Raw genomic sequence first — 15,895 nt, 5'->3', positions numbered from 1 at the left:
GTCAAAGGCGCGCAGTGTAGCGCCCCGGCAGCCGCTGTGAATTGCCCAATTGCCAAAGCAGCGAATTCACACGGCCTCGCCCGCCTCGTCAAAACGCCGCGAATAGCGCCGTGAAATTCTTTCGCCCATGAAAGCCTAGTGAAAGCTTGCGCTCATAGCATCATTGCAAGGTGGCTCGATCCACCTGCTCAAGCGACTTGGCAGTGGTGCCAAGTGGCGACAAGAACAAAAACGGAGACCACATGATGCTCGCAGCCTCACGCCAGGCCCTGCCGCCTGTCCGCCTGCTCTGCCTGGCAATCGCCGCTATCGGCGCTGCCCCTCTTGCCAACGCCGCCTTCATCGAAGACAGCACAGCCAGCCTGACTGCCACCAATATCTACCTGAATCGCGACTTCCGTCAGTTCGACGGTCAGAACAAGCGCGAAGAATGGGGCCAGGGTTTTCGCCTCGATCTGCAGTCCGGCTTCACCGAAGGAACCGTCGGCTTCGGCCTGGACGCCATGGGCCTGCTCGGCCTCAAGCTCGACTCCGGCCGCGGCCGCACTGGCACCGACCTGCTGCCCGTGCATGACGACGGTCGCTCCGCCGACGAATTCGGCCGCGTAGGTCTGACGGCCAAGGTCAAGGTCTCCGCCACCGAGTTCCGCTATGGCTCGCATGTTCCCGAGCTGCCGGTGGTCAAGGCCAGCGACAGTCGCCTGCTGCCGCAAGTCTTCGAAGGGGGGCTGCTGACCTCCTCCGAGCTGGAAGGTCTGACCTTCACTGGCGGTCGTCTGGACAAGGTCATCGACCGCGCCTCGACCGACGAAGAAGACTTGGTGCTCAACAGCAAGAACCGCCGCTTTGCCGGTGGCATCCAGGCTGACCACCTCGATCTGGCCGGTGTCGACTACAAGTTCGCCCCCGGTCTCACCGGCCGTTACTACTTCGCCGACCTTGACGACATCTATCGCCAGCACTTCCTCGGCCTGCTCACCAGCCACAAGATCGGCCCCGGTACCCTGAGCAGCGACCTGCGCCTGATCTACAGCCGCGACAGCGGTGCTGCCAAGGCCGGCAAGGTCGACAACCGCGCCATCAACGGCATGGTCAGCTACGGCCTGGGCGCGCACAAGTTCGGCCTGGGGTTCCAGGACATGAGCGGCGACACCGGCTTTGCCTACATCGATGGCAGCGACCCGTTCCTGGCCAACTTCGTGCAGATCAATGACTTCGCCAACGCCGACGAGCGCTCCTGGCAGGCCCGCTATGATTACAACTTCGCCAGCATCGGTGTTCCCGGGCTGACCTTCATGACCCGCTACATTCGCGGTGACGATGCTCGCGTCGCCGGCTCCGATGACCGTGGCGGCGAATGGGAACGTGACATCGAGTTCAAGTACGTCGTGCAGAACGGCCCGCTCAAGGACCTTTACGTACGTGTGCGCAACGCCAGCTTCCGCTCCGACTTCGCCCGCGACGCGGACGAGAACCGTGTAATCGTCGGCTACACCCTGCCGATTTGGTAAACAACAACAAGACTCACGAGGAATCACTGATCATGAAATCCGTACTGACTCGCGCCGCATTGGCGACTGCCTGCCTGGCCTTCGCCAGCCAACTGATGGCTGCCGAACCCAAGCGCCCCGAATGCATCGCCCCGGCCAAACCCGGTGGTGGTTTCGACCTGACCTGCAAGCTGGCCCAGAGTGGTCTCAAGGATGAAGGCCTGCTCAAGGCGCCGATGCGCGTCACCTACATGCCCGGTGGCGTTGGCGCCGTGGCCTACAACGCCGTGGTCGCCCAGCGCGCCAAGGATCCGGGCACCATCACCGCTTTCTCCAGCGGCTCGCTGCTGAACCTGGCCCAGGGCAAGTTCGGTCGCTATGACGAGAACGCAGTGCGCTGGCTGGCTGCGGTCGGTACCGACTACGGCGCGATCACCGTGCGCGCAGACTCTCCGTACAAGAACCTCGACGACCTGGTTCAGGCGCTGAAAAAAGATCCGTCCAGCATCGTCTTCGGCGCTGGCGCCACCATCGGTGGCCAGGACTGGATGCAGACCGCGCTGATCGCTCGCCTGGCCGGTATCGACCCGAAAAACCTGCGTTATGTCGCCTTCGAAGGCGGCGGCGAAACCCTCACTGCCATGCTCGGCGGCCATGTCCAGGTCACCAGCAGTGGCCTGGGCGAAGTCACCCCGCAGCTGGAAGCGAAGAAAGTGCGCATCCTCGCCGTGCTGTCCGACGAGCGTCTACCGGGCAAGCTGGCCGACATCCCCACTGCCAAGGAGCAGGGCTACGACATCAGCTGGCCGGTAATCCGTGGCTTCTACATGGGCCCGGAAGTCAGCGACGAGCAGTTCAACTGGTGGAAACAGCAGTTCGACACCCTGCTGGCCAGCGAAGAGTTCGCCAAGCTGCGTGAACAGCGTGACCTGCTGCCACTGTCGGTTACGGGTGATGAGCTCGATGCCCTGGTTCACAAGCAGGTTGCTGAGTACAAGGCCCTGGCCGGTGAATTCGGCCTGATGCAGGAATAACTGCATCGACAGGTTCGGCGTCGCCCAACGCCGAACCTGTAGTTGAGCGCCTCGCCGCTCGATCCTGTCCCAACGCAAGAGACCACTGTTATGTACGTTCGCCTGTTCGCTGCGATCTGGTTGCTGCTGTGCGCCTGTCTCGCAGTCATCGCCTGGGGCTTCCAGGCCCCCTTCGCCTACGACCCTGTCGGCCCCAGGGCCTACCCGCTACTGCTGCTGGCACTGATGGCTGCCGGTTCCGCCTGGCTGGTGTTCAAGCCGGGTCCGCAGACTGAGGCGCTCAGCCGCCAAGCGCTGCAGCGTGCAGGCTTGTGCATCCTCACCCTGCTGGCTTACGCCTTTCTCTTCGAGCCCCTGGGCTTCGTCCTGAGCACCGCGCTGGCCACCTTCGTCCTCGGTCTGCTGTTCACGGGTCGTGTGCTGCCGTGCCTGATTAGCGGCGTCCTGATGGGCGTACTGCTGTATGCATTGTTTGATTATGCGCTAGACGTTCCGCTGCCACTGGGCGTGTTCGAAGCGTTGGTGGAGAGCTGAGATGGATACATTACATTTTCTGATGCAGGGTTTTGACGTCGCCACCCGGCCGACCAACCTGCTGGTTGCATTGTTCGGTGCCTTCGTTGGCACCATCGTCGGCCTGCTGCCGGGCCTGGGCCCGATCAACGGCGTTGCCCTGCTGCTGCCATTGGCCTTCGCCCTTGGCCTGCCACCGGAAACCGCACTGATTCTGCTCGCCGCGGTGTATCTGGGTTGCGAGTACGGTGGCCGTATTTCCGCCATCCTGCTCAACGTACCTGGCGATGCTGCTGCGGTGATGACCACCCTCGACGGCTACCCGCTGGCACGTCAGGGCAAGGCGGGTATCGCCCTGTCGCTGTCGGCCGTGAGTTCCTTCACCGGCAGTATCATTGCCACCTGCGGTGTGGTGCTGTTCGCGCCAATCCTGGCGAAATGGGCAGTGGCCTTCGGTCCGGCCGAATACTTCGTGCTGATGATCTTCGCCATCGCCTGCCTGGGCGGCATGGTCGGCGACAAGCCGGTCAAGACCCTGCTCTCGGCACTGATCGGCCTGGCCCTGGCCACGGTCGGCGTGGACTCGACCACCGGCGTGTATCGCTTCACCTTCGACAGCGTCAGCCTGTCCGATGGCATCCAGTTCGTCATCGTGGTGATCGGCTTCTTCAGCGTCAGCGAAATCCTCCTGATGCTGGAAAACACCCACAACGGCCAGAAAGCCGTGAAGGCGAGCGGCCGTGTGCTGTTCAACTTCAAGGAATACTGCTTCACCTTCTGGACCATGATCCGCAGCTCGGTCGCCGGCTTCGTCATCGGCGTCCTGCCGGGTGCCGGCGCGACCATCGCCAGCGCCATGACCTACATGACCGAAAAACGCCTGGCGGGTGACAGCGGCAAGTTCGGCGAGGGCGACCTGCGCGGCCTGGCCGCTCCCGAGTCGGCCAACAACGCCTCGGCCTGTGGCTCGCTGATCCCGATGCTGACCCTTGGTGTACCCGGTTCGGGCACCACGGCAGTGATGATCGGTGCACTGACCCTGTACAACATCACGCCCGGCCCGCTGCTGTTCGAACAGCAGCCCGACGTGGTCTGGGGCCTGATCGCCTCGCTGTTCATCGGCAACGTCATCCTGCTGGTGATGAACATCCCGCTGGTCGGCCTGTTCTCGCGCATGCTCAGCGTGCCGAACTGGGTGCTGGTACCTGCCATCACCGTGATCAGCATGGTCGGTGTCTATGCAGTGCACAGCACCACCTTCGACCTGGTCCTGATGATCGCCCTGGGTGTGTTCGGCTATATCTTGCGCAAGCTGGACTTCCCGCTTTCGGCAGTGATCCTCGGCTTCGTACTGGGTGAAATGATGGAGGACAACCTGCGTCGCGCCCTGTCTATCTCCGCCGGTGACCTGAGCATCCTGTGGGGCAGCCCGATCACCCTGGTACTGTGGGCACTTGTTGTACTGATGCTGGCCCTGCCGGGCATCCGCTGGATGCGTCGACGCAAGCAGATCAAGGCACAGGCTGATGCCCCTGCCGCGTGATCTATGGGTAACGCCGCTGACCGGTGCGGTCGGCGGTTACCTGGCCAGCCTCGCCGGCTGGCCTTTGCCGTGGATGGTCGGCTCCTTGCTGGCGGTGATCCTCGTGCGCTGCCTGACCAACCGCGCCTTCAGTGAACTGCCGGGCGGGCGCAAGGCCGGCCAGTGGCTGGTTGCAACCGGGATCGGCCTGCACTTCACCAGCGAGGTGCTGGAACAGGTCATCAGCCATTTCCCGGTCATCGTCATGGGTGCCATCGGCACTACCCTGCTCAGCCTGATCGGTATTGCCATCCTGCGCCGCAGCGGTGTCGACCGCGCCACGGCCTTCTTCGCCAGCATGCCTGGCGGTGCCAGCGAGATGGTCAACCTGGCGCTGCGCCACGATGCCCAACCAGCCCGTGTGGCTGCCGCGCACAGCCTGCGTCTACTGCTGGTGGTGCTGCTGATCCCGGCCATCTTCACCTGGAGCCTGCCGGACGTTCCCGCTCCGGCGCGCGCGCCAGTGGACTTGGCCTGGCTCGCAGGCCTGCTGGCTGCCGGCGCCTTGCTGGCCCTGCTCTGGGGACGGCTGAAACAGCCCAATCCCTGGATGCTCGGCCCGCTGGTCGCCAGCGCGGTGGCCAGCGCCAGTTTCGATCTGCACCTGGGCCTGCCGGCAGGCCTGGGCCAGTTCGGCCAGTGGCTGATCGGCTGCGCTCTGGGCTGCCATTTCGACCGGGCCTTCTTCCGCAGTGCGCCGGGTTTTCTCGCCCGCGTCCTGGCCTTCACCCTGCTGGCCATGCTCACCGCCGCCCTGCTGGGCGAGGTGCTCGGCTGGCTGGCCGGCGAAGATCACCTGTCACTGATGCTCGGCATGATGCCCGGCGGCATCACCGAACTGTGCCTGACTGCTGAGGCGCTTCAGCTTTCGGTGGCGCTGGTCACGGCATTGCAGGTGCTCAGACTGTTCCTGGTGATGTTTCTCGCCGAACCCTTATTCAAGCTCTGGTGCAAGAACCACGCTTAGCCCGCCTTGTGCGGGCTTTTTTTTTGCCCCTGACACGCATTCGACTCTTTCCTTCCCGGGCCAGGCCACTATCCTCGGCACTCCCCCAGCGAGGACGGACAGGCGATGGAGCTCAGACAACTGCGTTACTTTCTCAAGGTGGTCGAACACGGCAGCCTGGGCCGTGCGGCTCTGGAGCTGAACGTCGGCACCTCGGCACTGAGCCAGCAGATCAGCAAGCTGGAAAACGAACTCAGCACCCGGCTGCTGACGCGCAGCAGCATCGGTGTTTCACCCACCCCCGCCGGCATCGCCTTCCAGCATCATGCCCAGCTCACCCTGCGCCAGGCGGAAAACGCCGCCCAGGCCGCGCAGCGAGAGCGCATGAGTGGTTACGTGAGTCTGGGCTTCGCGCCCAGCACCTCTTCGGTTCTGGCCTTGCCGCTGATCGCGGTGATGCGCCAGCGCTACCCGAACATCCAGCTGCACATGGTGGAAATGCTCTCTGGCTACCTGAGCAGCCAGTTGCAGGCACGCCAGCTGGATCTGGCCATCCTCTTTCACAGCGACCCGGGCAGGCGCTACCGTGTCAGGCCGCTGCTCGACGAGAAGCTGTTCCTGATCTCGCCCAGCGGCCTGCCGGGTGTGCCCAGCGGCGACAGCGTCACGCTCGCCGAGCTGACGCAGGTGCCACTGGTGCTGCCGAGCGACCAGCACGGCTTGCGCAGCACCATCAACAACGCCTTCACCCACTCGCGCTGCGAACCCAGCGTGGTGATGAATGTCGACGGTCTGGCGCTGCTGATGGAGACGGTCAAGGCCGGTTACGCCGCTACCATCCAGCCAGGCGCCGTGGCCGCCAGAGCCGGCGAACAGGGCCTGCACGTGGTGCAGATCGCCGATGCCCATGCCGGCCGGCGCAATCTGCTGGTGTCCCTGCCCGACGATGAACTGTCCCCGGCAGCGCTGGCCGCACGCGTGGCGATTCTGGAGACCACTCGCGAGCTGGTCGCCAACGGCCGCTGGCCAGGCGCTCATCTGCTGGACGAACACGACGCCTGAGCTCGCCGCGGTGTTTAGAAATACTGAACACCCCCCGGCGTTCCTGGCCTTTCGGGCCCCATAGCCGCCTCTTAAAGTCCCCAGCCACAGAGGGGCTTTCACGTAGTGCTCCTCTGCAAACGAGGAGACGAGATGATCGATGTTCTGGTGATAGGTGGTGGCAACGCCGCCTTGTGCGCGGCGCTGATGGCGCGTGAAGCGGGGGCCAGCGTCATGCTGCTCGAAGGCGCTCCGCGCCAGTGGCGCGGCGGCAACTCGCAGCACACCCGCAACCTGCGCTGCATGCACGACACCCCGCAGGACGTGCTGGTCGAGGCCTACCCCGAAGAAGAATTCTGGCAAGACCTGCTCAAGGTGACCGGCGGGCAGACCGACGAGCACCTGGCGCGTCTGGTCATCCGCGCTTCGTCCAACTGCCGCGACTGGATGCGCAGCCATGGCGTGCACTTCCAGCCGCCGCTGTCCGGAGCCCTGCACGTGGCGCGCACCAACGCCTTCTTCATGGGAGGCGGCAAGGCGCTGGTCAACGCCTACTACCGCAGCGCCGAACGCCTCGGCGTACAGATTCGTTACGACGCGCCGGTCGATGACATCGAGCTCGACGGCGACCGCTTCGTCGCGGCGCACATTCCAGCACGAGAAGTCGAGGGCAAGCACTGCCCGGCCGAGCGCATCGAAGCGCGCACCTGCGTGCTGGCCGCGGGCGGTTTCGAGTCCAACCGGCAGTGGCTGCGCGAAGCCTGGGGCGTCAACGAACGCGGCGAATACCCGGCGGACAACTTCCTGATCCGTGGCACCCGTTTCAACAACGGCGTGCTGTTGCGTCGCCTGATCGATGCCGGCGCCGAGACCATCGGCGATCCGACCCAGGCGCACATGGTCGCCATCGACGCTCGCGCCCCGCTCTACGACGGTGGTATCTGCACCCGTATCGACTGCGTATCGCTGGGCGTGGTGGTCAACTGCGAGGGCGAGCGCTTCTACGACGAAGGCGAGGATTTCTGGCCCAAGCGCTACGCCATCTGGGGCCGGCTGGTGGCCCAACAGCCGCGTCAGGTCGGCTTCTCGATCATCGACCAGAAGGCCATCGGCCGCTTCATGCCGCCAGTCTTTCCCGGTACTACCGCCAACAGCCTGGAGGAACTCGCCAGCAAACTCGGCCTGCCGGTCGAGGCCTTCGTCAAAACTCTAGAGGCCTACAACCAGGCCTGCGTGGGCAATGACTTCGATCACACCCGTCTCGACGGCTGCCACACCGAAGGCGTGACGCCGGCCAAGACCCACTGGGCGCGCCCCATCGACACCCCGCCCTTCTATGGCTACCCGCTCAAGCCGGGGGTGACCTTCACCTACCTCGGCCTGAAGACCGACGACAGCGCCGCCGTGCACTTTGCCGGCAAGCCCAGCGCGAACCTGTTCGTGGCCGGCGAAATGATGGCCGGCAACGTGCTCGGCAAGGGCTACACGGCGGGCGTCGGCATGTCCATCGGCACCGCCTTCGGCCGCATCGCCGGCACCCAGGCCGCTGCGGCAGCCGGTCATGGCCCCACTACAACAAGCGCTGGAGAGTCCCGTGCAATCGCCTGAAGTCATACAAGTCGCCGCTGCCAGCCAGAGCGCGGCGCAGCAAGACCTGATTCCCCTGCTCAACGTCCACGAAGCTGAAGTCGACCGGCAGATGCATATCTGCAACGCCTGCCGTTACTGCGAAGGGTTCTGCGCGGTATTTCCTGCCATGACCCGCCGCCTGGATTTCGCCAAGGCCGACATCCACTACCTGGCCAACCTCTGCCACAACTGCGGCGCCTGCCTGCATGCCTGCCAGTACGCCTCGCCGCACGAGTTCGCCGTGAACGTACCGCAGGCGATGGCCAAGGTGCGCCTCAACACTTACGTCGAATACGCCTGGCCCGGCAAGCTGGGCACGCTCTACCAGCGCAACGGCCTGACCCTGTCGGCGGCCCTGGCCGCTTCGCTGGCGCTGTTCCTGCTGCTGACGTTGCTGGTCAAGGGCACACTGTTTCCCGGGCCACTGGCCGGTAACTTCTACGCAATCTTCCCGCACAACACCCTGGCCCTGATGTTCGGCGGTGCCTTCGGTTTCGCCATCCTCGCCCTGGCCATCGGCGTCACCCGCTTCTGGCGGGCGATCAGCCCAGCCGACGCACAAGCGCTGGCCAGTGGTGCGGCCATCGCCGAAGCCTCCGGCGCGGTGCTCAAGCTCAAGTACCTCGACGGCGGCCATGGCGAAGGCTGCAACAACGACAGCGATCGCTTCACCCTGTGGCGCAGGCGCTTTCACCACTTCACCTTCTACGGCTTCATGCTGTGCCTGGCCTCCACCAGTGTCGCCACGCTCTATCACTACCTGCTCGGCCTGCACGCGCCCTATCCGCTGCTGAGCCTGCCGGTCCTGCTCGGCACGCTGGGCGGCATCGGCCTTGTGATCGGGCCTGCCGGGCTGCTCTGGCTCAACTATCGGCGTGACCCGGAGCATGGCGACCGCGCCCAGGCGCCGATGGACCGCGGCTTCATCCTGCTACTGCTGCTGATCAGCCTGACCGGCCTGGCCTTGCTGGCCTGGCGCGATAGCGGCGCGATGGCGGTGCTGCTGGCCATCCACCTCGGCACGGTGATGGCGTTCTTCCTCACCATGCCCTACGGCAAGTTCGCCCACGGCATCTTCCGCAGCGCGGCGCTGCTCAAGCATGCGATCGAGAAGCGCCAGCCGGACCACCTCAAGCTCGGCAGTGACTGAGCGGTTGCCCCATACAGGCGGGATGCACAGTGCAGCCCGCTCGTTGTCCCGACGCCGCCAGCGGTGTCTCAGCCTGAACCACAATAAAACTCCACAGGAGAACGCATGAACAATCGCCTCACCTACGCAGCGCTGCTGACCTCGGGTCTGCTTGCAGCCAGCATGGCGCTCGCCGAGCCCAAGCGTCCGGAATGCATCGCCCCGGCAAAGCCCGGCGGTGGCTTCGATATCACCTGCAAGCTCGCGCAGAGCGGGCTGAAGGACGCCGGCCTGCTCAAGGCTCCAATGCGCGTCACCTACATGCCCGGCGGCATAGGCGCAGTGGCTTACAACGCCGTGGTTGCCTTACGCCCCAAAGCGGCAGGCGTCATCACCGCCTGGTCGAGTGGTTCGCTGTTGAATCTGGCGCAAGGCAAGTTCGGGCGCTACAGCGAAAATGACGTTCGCTGGCTGGCCGCCATCGGCACGGATTACGGTGCCGTTATCGTTCATCGTGACTCACCGCTGCAGACCTTCGATGACCTGATTGCACGACTCAAAGAAGCACCGTCAGACCTGGTGATCGGCGCTGGTGGCACCGTCGGTAGCCAGGACTGGATGCAGGCTGCGCTGATCGCACGCAGTGCCGGCATCGCACCTGACAAGCTCAGGTACGTGGCCTTCGAAGGAGGCGGCGAACCCATGACGGCCCTGTTCGGCGGCCACGTTCAGGCGATCGTCAGCGGCTTCGGCGAGGCGACTGCACAGCTCGATGCCGGCAATGTTCGTATTCTCGCCGTGCTGGCCGAAGAGCGACTGCCAGGAAAGATGGCCAATATTCCCACGGCCAAGGAACAAGGCTACGACGTTGTCTGGCCGATAGTCAGAGGCTTCTACATGGGCCCGCAAGTCAGTGACGAGGACTTCAAGTGGTGGCAGCAGCGTTTCGAAACGCTACTGGCCGATGACGGCTTCAATGCCAAGCGCGAACAGTTCGATTTGCTGCCGCTGTCGAAGACCGGCACAGAGCTGGAGCAGTTCGTCCATGAGCAGGTAGCCGAGTACCGAAAACTGGCCGATGAGTTCGGGCTGATTCAGTAGCCTGCGCTGCTCGAGCCTGGCCCGCCTCGCGCGGGCCTTTTTACGGCCCACTCCCCGCCTGCGCCATAGCTACCACTGCAAGTGCAGCTGACTGGCGAACTCGCGCGCTTGCCCACTGAGCGGATCGACGAAGCGCAGGCCGCGCGCCAGCAGCTTGAGCGGCTTGCTGTAGTCGTCCGGCAGGTTGCGCGACTCCAGCAACTGCGGATAGAAGTCGTCGCCGACGATTGGCGCGCCGAGCCCGGCCAGATGCACGCGCAGCTGATGTTTACGCCCGGTCACTGGCGACAAGCCGTAACGCCACAGTTCGCCGCGTCGTTCCAGCACCTCGATACGCGTTTCGCTGTTGGCCTCGCCCGCGACTTCCTGCATGCGAAAGAACGGCTCGCCCTCGACCATGCGCGAGCGATGCAGGTAGGGAAACTGCAGCTGCGGCAACGCCGGAGCGATGGCCTCGTAGCACTTTTCCACCGCACGCTGGCGAAACAGCGCCTGGTACTGGCCACGACTGCGCGGCTCGACCGAGAACAGCACCAGGCCGGCGGTGAGCCGGTCGATGCGGTGAATCGGCACCAGGTCGGGATTACCGGTGCGCTTGATCAGGCGCGCCAGCAGCGTCTGCTCGACGTACTCACCGGCCGGCATCACCGGCAGAAAATGCGGCTTGTCCGCAACCAGCAGGTGCTCGTCCTGCCACAGCACCTGCTCGGCGAAGGGAATCGGCGTCTCGTTTGGCACCTCGCGGAAATAGCGCACCTTGAGGCCGACCCGATAGGGATGCGTGGCATCGATGGGCGCGCCGGCCGCATCCAGCACCCGACCGCGCGCCATACGCTGCAGCCAGATGGAGCGGCCGATGGCAGGGAAGTGATCGCACAGGCAATCGAGTACCGTCGCCCAGTCGCCTTGGGGCAAATGAAGCGTGCTGGGGCGCATGATGGGGCTGGGCATTGCAGGCGCTGCTCGATCGGATTGGGACGGGCGAATTAGGCCGCACTCGCAGGCCCCAGTCAAAGCAAACGGCTTGAGCCAAGGTCGCGCTGTAGCTATGGTGGCCGCTCGTATTTGGAGATACCGATGTCCATCACCCGCTCCCTGCTGACCAGCGTCGCCCTGCTCCCACTTCTGGCTGCCTGCCAGGTCTACACCGGCAAGCCGGAAGGCCCGCCGCCAGCGACACGCCTGCAAGGGCAAGTCCAGGCCGAAAATGGTCAGCTGGTTTTCACCCCGTGCCAGGAGCAGCGCCGCTTCGTACTGGTAGACGGCGGCAACAGCTCAGTCGAACGAGAAATCATGCGCCTCGGCAGCGACGGCCACGCCAGCCTGTTCGCCGACCTGGCCGGGCGCCTGGGCGGCAGTCAGGCCAAAGGCAGCGATGGCCGCTTCGAGATCAGCCAGATCTATCGCCTGCAAGGCGAAGGGCATGGCTGCGAAGACCTCAACTTCAAGCGCCTGACCCTGCGCGCCGGCGGCAACGAGCCGTCCTGGCACCTGGAAGTCGGCAGCAAGGGCCTGGTACTCAATCGCCCCGAAAAGCCCCCGCTGGCCCTGCCCTACCTGGAAGAACAGCTGCCGGACGGCCGCCTCAGCTTCAGCAGCGAAGCCAACGGCCAGCGTCTTGACCTATGGGTCGCACCGCAGCGCTGCATCGATGACATGAGTGGCACGGTCAATCACCTCACGGCCGAACTGCGCCTCGATGGCCAGGTGCTGCGTGGCTGCGCCTATTTCGGTTCCATGCGTAACTGAGCCTCGCCTTGCCGGTGCATCGCACCGGCAATTGCCAACACCGCGCACCATCCTCACGGCGAACCTGCGCAGTTCGCCGCACGCTGCTGCCAGACGAAAACCAAGGATTGCACAATGTCCCATACCGCTTCAGCGGTTACTGACGACCCCGGCTCCAGTCCTGCTGCGTGGTGGGCCGTCATCTCTCTGGCCCTCGGCGCCTTCGGCCTGGTGACCGCCGAGTTTCTGCCGATCAGCCTGCTGACGCCGATGGCGAGCGAGTTGAACGCCTCCAATGGCGCGGTGGGTCAGGCCATCACGGCGACGGCCGTGGTCGCGGCATTCGCCGGGCCGCTGGTGGTGCTGTGTTCGGGCCGACTGGATCGACGAATGATCATCTGCGGCCTGATGATCGTTCTGCTGCTCTCCTGCGTGCTCTCGGCCTGGGCACCGAACATCTCGGTGCTGCTGATCGCACGTGGCCTGCTGGGTTTCTCCCTTGGCAGCTTCTGGGCAATGATGACCCCGCTGGCGCTGCGCCTGGTGCCGTCCGACAAGGTGCCGAAAGCCATCTCGATCATTCTCATGGGCATTTCCCTGGCCACGGTCTTCGCCGCGCCGCTGGGCGCCTTTCTCGGTGAACTATGGGGATGGCGACCCACCTTTCTGGCCGCCTCCGGGATTGCCATCGTGGCACTGGCCATCCAGATGCTGACGCTACCCAAACTGCCGGCCAACGTGGCGCCGAACCTGGCGTCCTTCAAGGCGGCCCTGACCCGTCGGGCAGTGGCCATTGGCCTGACAGCCGGCCTTCTGATCATCTCCGGGCACTTCGCCGCACTGACGTTCATTCGCCCCTTCCTCGAAGAAGTGCCGCGTATGGATGTCCCGACCGTTTCCCTTGCCCTGCTGGCCTTCGGTGTCAGTGGCTTTTTCGGCAACCTGGCTGGGGGCGCTGTCGCGGCGCGCAGCCCGGCCTGGGCGGTCAGCAGCTGCGCGTTCCTGATCAGCACGGTCGCCCTCGCGCTGATCCTGTTCGGCAAGCAGGCCGACGTGGCGTTGCTGGCGATTGCGCTATGGGGCTTCGCTTTCGGCGCCTTCCCGGTTTCGATCTCGATCTGGAACGCTCGCGCCGCCACCGATCACGCCGAAAGTGCCGGCGCACTGCTGTCAATGACCTTCCAGGTGGCCATTGCTGCGGGCGCCATTCTCGGCGGCCTGCTCATCGACAGTTTCAATACGCTGGCCGTGATCATCTATGCCGCAATGGCGGCAGGCGCAGGTGCGGCGCTGATGCTCGTGCAGGGCCGCGCCATTGAACGCCGGCGAACCTGAGCCCGCCGGTTCGCCCACTCTGGCCAGCCAATCCCGTACAATCGTCGCCCTTCTCCACCTTGCCGGATCACCACCGGCCAACCAGGACACTGCCCATGCTTCGCCTGACCGAACTGAAACTGCCCCTCGACCACGCCGCTGACGCACTGCGCCCGGCCATCGTCCAGCGTCTGGGCATCGATGACGCCGAGCTGATCGCCTTCAGCGTGTTCAAGCGCAGTTACGATGCGCGCAAGAAGTACGGCGACATGCCGTTCATCTACACCCTCGATTGCCAGGTGAAAGACGAAGCCACGCTGCTCGCCCGCCTGGCAGACGACAGGCATGTCGGCCCGGCACCGGATATCACCTACAAACCGGTCGGCAAGGCCGAAACACCGCTGGACGAACGCCCGATCGTCGTCGGTTTCGGCCCCTGCGGCATCTTCGCCGCGCTGATCCTGGCCCAGGCCGGCCTGCGCCCGATCGTGCTCGAACGCGGCAAGGAAGTGCGCCAGCGCACCAAGGACACCTGGGGCCTGTGGCGCAAGAACGTGCTCGACCCGACCTCCAACGTGCAGTTCGGTGAAGGCGGCGCCGGCACCTTCTCCGACGGCAAGCTGTACAGCCAGATCAAGGATCCCAACCACCATGGACGCAAGGTGCTGGAAGAGTTCGTCAAGGCCGGCGCGCCGGACGAGATTCTCTACGTCAGCAAGCCGCATATCGGCACCTTCCGCCTGACCGGCGTGGTCGCCACCATGCGCGAGGAGATCAAGGCCCTGGGCGGCGAAGTGCGCTTCCAGCAGCGCGTCAGCGATCTGCTCATCGACGACGGCCAACTGACCGGTGTGGTGCTGGACAACGGCGAGCAGCTGCTCAGCCGCCATGTCGTGCTCGCCCTCGGCCACAGCTCGCGTGACACCTTCCGCATGCTGCATGCCCGTGGCGTGTACCTGGAAGCCAAGCCGTTCTCGGTGGGCTTTCGCATCGAACACCCGCAGTCGCTGATCGACCGCGCACGCCTGGGCAAATACGCCGGCCACCCGAAACTCGGCGCTGCCGACTACAAGCTGGTGCACCACGCCAGCAACGGTCGCTCGGTCTACAGCTTCTGCATGTGCCCGGGCGGCACCGTGGTCGCCGCCACCTCCGAGCCGGAGCGTGTGGTAACCAACGGCATGAGCCAATACTCGCGCAACGAGCGCAATGCCAACGCCGGCATCGTCGTCGGCATCACCCCCGAGCAGGACTATCCGGGCGGCCCGCTGGCCGGTGTGGAACTGCAAGAGCGCCTCGAGTCGCATGCCTATGTACTCGGCGGACGTAACTACGAGGCGCCCGGGCAACTGGTCGGCGACTTCATCAAGGGCACCCCATCCACTGCGCTGGGTGAAGTGCAACCGTCCTACAAGCCGGGCGTGAAGCTGGGCGATCTGGCGCCCTCTCTGCCGGATTTCGCCATCGAGGCCATCCGCGAAGCCCTACCGGCCTTCGGCAAGCAGATCAAGGGGTTCGACCTGGCCGATGCGGTGCTCACCGGCATCGAAACGCGCACCTCTTCGCCCGTGCGCATCACCCGTGGCGATGACCTGCAGAGTTTGAATCTTAAGGGCCTGTACCCGGCCGGCGAAGGCGCGGGCTACGCCGGCGGCATTCTTTCAGCCGGGGTCGACGGTATTCGCGTGGCCGAGGCCGTGGCCAAGGACATGCTCGGGTCGAATCGCTAGGCAGCGTCGCCCGGCCGGACGTCAGCGACCTGGCCGGGCCTTCTGAAGCGAATCTGCACGACCGCCGGCAAAGCCGTGGCAGGCAGTCGCTGGATCATTACCTGGCCCGCAGGCAGCACAGCGTCGAACGCCCCGAACCATTGGCACGCCGGACCGGGTCGGCATAAGTCAGCAGCTCGCTGAAGCCGGCCTTGCGCATCATGCCTGCCGAAGCGGCGTTCTCTTCATGGCGGTCGATATAGACATCGTGCACGCCCCGCCGCCAGAGGTCCTGCACGGCCTCCGTGAGCAGATGAGCGCCAACTCCGCGACCGGCGCAGTCGCGATGCACCACCGCTTCGCAGATGTAGCCATGCAACTGGCTGGCACGCGCGGCAGGTTGGTGAACGGCGAAACCCCGGGTCAGGCGATAACTGACGAACCCCAGAAGCCGCCCCTGCTCCTCGGCCAACAGGGCCAGCGTCGCGTTGGTCGCAATACCCTGCAGGTGCTCGCGCACCTCGACTTCGGGCAGATGATTCCAGGGGTTGGGCCCATGCTCGAGAATCAGCGCGCAGAGCGCCTCGATATCCTCGGCACAGGCCTGACGAATGCTCGGCTCGCTCATGCTCGTGACTCCCCTGACCCAGTACATAGTTTGATTCAAGGGTGCAGTCTA

The 15,895-nt window shown here is 64.7% G+C and carries 14 protein-coding genes; 12 read left to right on the top strand and 2 right to left on the bottom strand.

All coding sequences use genetic code 11. The features are described 5' to 3' along the window. Positions 1-245: 245 nt before the first annotated feature. From PCLY_RS23945 to PCLY_RS23905, 9 genes are all read left to right on the top strand, one after another. Positions 246-1,511: an OprD family porin gene (locus PCLY_RS23945; protein ID WP_061243303.1), complete on the top strand. Its 1,266-nt coding sequence runs from the start codon at positions 246-248 to the stop codon at positions 1,509-1,511. Between the two features lie 32 nt (positions 1,512-1,543). Then, positions 1,544-2,524, top strand: coding sequence for a Bug family tripartite tricarboxylate transporter substrate binding protein (locus tag PCLY_RS23940; RefSeq protein ID WP_061243110.1), 981 nt, complete (start codon positions 1,544-1,546; stop codon positions 2,522-2,524). A 90-nt stretch (positions 2,525-2,614) separates the two neighbouring features. After that, positions 2,615-3,058, top strand: coding sequence for a tripartite tricarboxylate transporter TctB family protein (locus PCLY_RS23935; RefSeq protein ID WP_061243107.1), 444 nt, complete (start codon positions 2,615-2,617; stop codon positions 3,056-3,058). 1 nt (position 3,059) lies between these two features. Beyond that, complete coding sequence (locus PCLY_RS23930; RefSeq protein WP_061243104.1) at positions 3,060-4,580, top strand: tripartite tricarboxylate transporter permease; 1,521 nt, start codon at positions 3,060-3,062, stop codon at positions 4,578-4,580. Further along, positions 4,564-5,586, top strand: coding sequence for an AbrB family transcriptional regulator (locus tag PCLY_RS23925; protein ID WP_061243101.1), 1,023 nt, complete (start codon positions 4,564-4,566; stop codon positions 5,584-5,586). Before PCLY_RS23930 ends, PCLY_RS23925 begins: the two co-directional genes overlap by 17 nt. 105 nt (positions 5,587-5,691) lie before the next feature. Further along, positions 5,692-6,627: a LysR family transcriptional regulator gene (locus PCLY_RS23920; protein WP_061243099.1), complete on the top strand. Its 936-nt coding sequence runs from the start codon at positions 5,692-5,694 to the stop codon at positions 6,625-6,627. A gap of 132 nt (positions 6,628-6,759) precedes the next feature. Beyond that, positions 6,760-8,214: an FAD-dependent tricarballylate dehydrogenase TcuA gene (tcuA, locus tag PCLY_RS23915; RefSeq protein WP_061243094.1), complete on the top strand. Its 1,455-nt coding sequence runs from the start codon at positions 6,760-6,762 to the stop codon at positions 8,212-8,214. A 4-nt stretch (positions 8,215-8,218) separates the two neighbouring features. Beyond that, the gene (gene tcuB / locus PCLY_RS23910) at positions 8,219-9,385 is read left to right on the top strand and encodes a tricarballylate utilization 4Fe-4S protein TcuB (RefSeq protein ID WP_061243300.1); all 1,167 of its coding nucleotides are present in this window, start codon (positions 8,219-8,221) and stop codon (positions 9,383-9,385) included. Between the two features lie 105 nt (positions 9,386-9,490). Next, positions 9,491-10,465, top strand: coding sequence for a Bug family tripartite tricarboxylate transporter substrate binding protein (locus PCLY_RS23905; protein WP_061243091.1), 975 nt, complete (start codon positions 9,491-9,493; stop codon positions 10,463-10,465). A 69-nt stretch (positions 10,466-10,534) separates the two neighbouring features. On the opposite strand, the gene PCLY_RS23900 is transcribed toward PCLY_RS23905, so the two are convergent. Next, positions 10,535-11,416 (bottom strand): RluA family pseudouridine synthase, encoded by an 882-nt coding sequence (locus PCLY_RS23900; protein WP_061243089.1) that lies wholly within the window; start codon positions 11,414-11,416, stop codon positions 10,535-10,537. A 126-nt stretch (positions 11,417-11,542) separates the two neighbouring features. Between PCLY_RS23900 and PCLY_RS23895 the strand changes: the two genes are divergently transcribed. The 3 genes from PCLY_RS23895 (at position 11,543) to PCLY_RS23885 (ending at position 15,237) form a co-directional block, all read left to right on the top strand. Then, positions 11,543-12,214 carry a COG3650 family protein gene (locus PCLY_RS23895; protein ID WP_061243087.1) on the top strand — a complete coding sequence of 224 codons (672 nt, stop codon included), beginning with the start codon at positions 11,543-11,545 and terminating at the stop codon, positions 12,212-12,214. Positions 12,215-12,328: 114 nt separating this feature from the next. Beyond that, on the top strand, positions 12,329-13,528 hold the full coding sequence (locus tag PCLY_RS23890; protein WP_061243085.1) for an MFS transporter: 1,200 nt from the start codon (positions 12,329-12,331) through the stop codon (positions 13,526-13,528). A 95-nt stretch (positions 13,529-13,623) separates the two neighbouring features. Next, positions 13,624-15,237, top strand: a complete 1,614-nt coding sequence (locus tag PCLY_RS23885) for an NAD(P)/FAD-dependent oxidoreductase (protein ID WP_061243082.1) — start codon at positions 13,624-13,626, stop codon at positions 15,235-15,237. Positions 15,238-15,334: 97 nt separating this feature from the next. Here the strand turns inward: PCLY_RS23885 and PCLY_RS23880 are convergent, their stop codons facing one another. Beyond that, complete coding sequence (locus tag PCLY_RS23880) at positions 15,335-15,844, bottom strand: GNAT family N-acetyltransferase (protein ID WP_061243079.1); 510 nt, start codon at positions 15,842-15,844, stop codon at positions 15,335-15,337. Between the last annotated feature and the right edge of the window lie 51 nt (positions 15,845-15,895).

The organism is Ectopseudomonas composti (genome assembly GCF_001567565.1).
In the GTDB taxonomy this organism is placed as follows: Bacteria; Pseudomonadota; Gammaproteobacteria; order Pseudomonadales; family Pseudomonadaceae; genus Aquipseudomonas; species Aquipseudomonas composti_A.
This window is presented reverse-complemented; position numbering and strand designations above follow the sequence as displayed.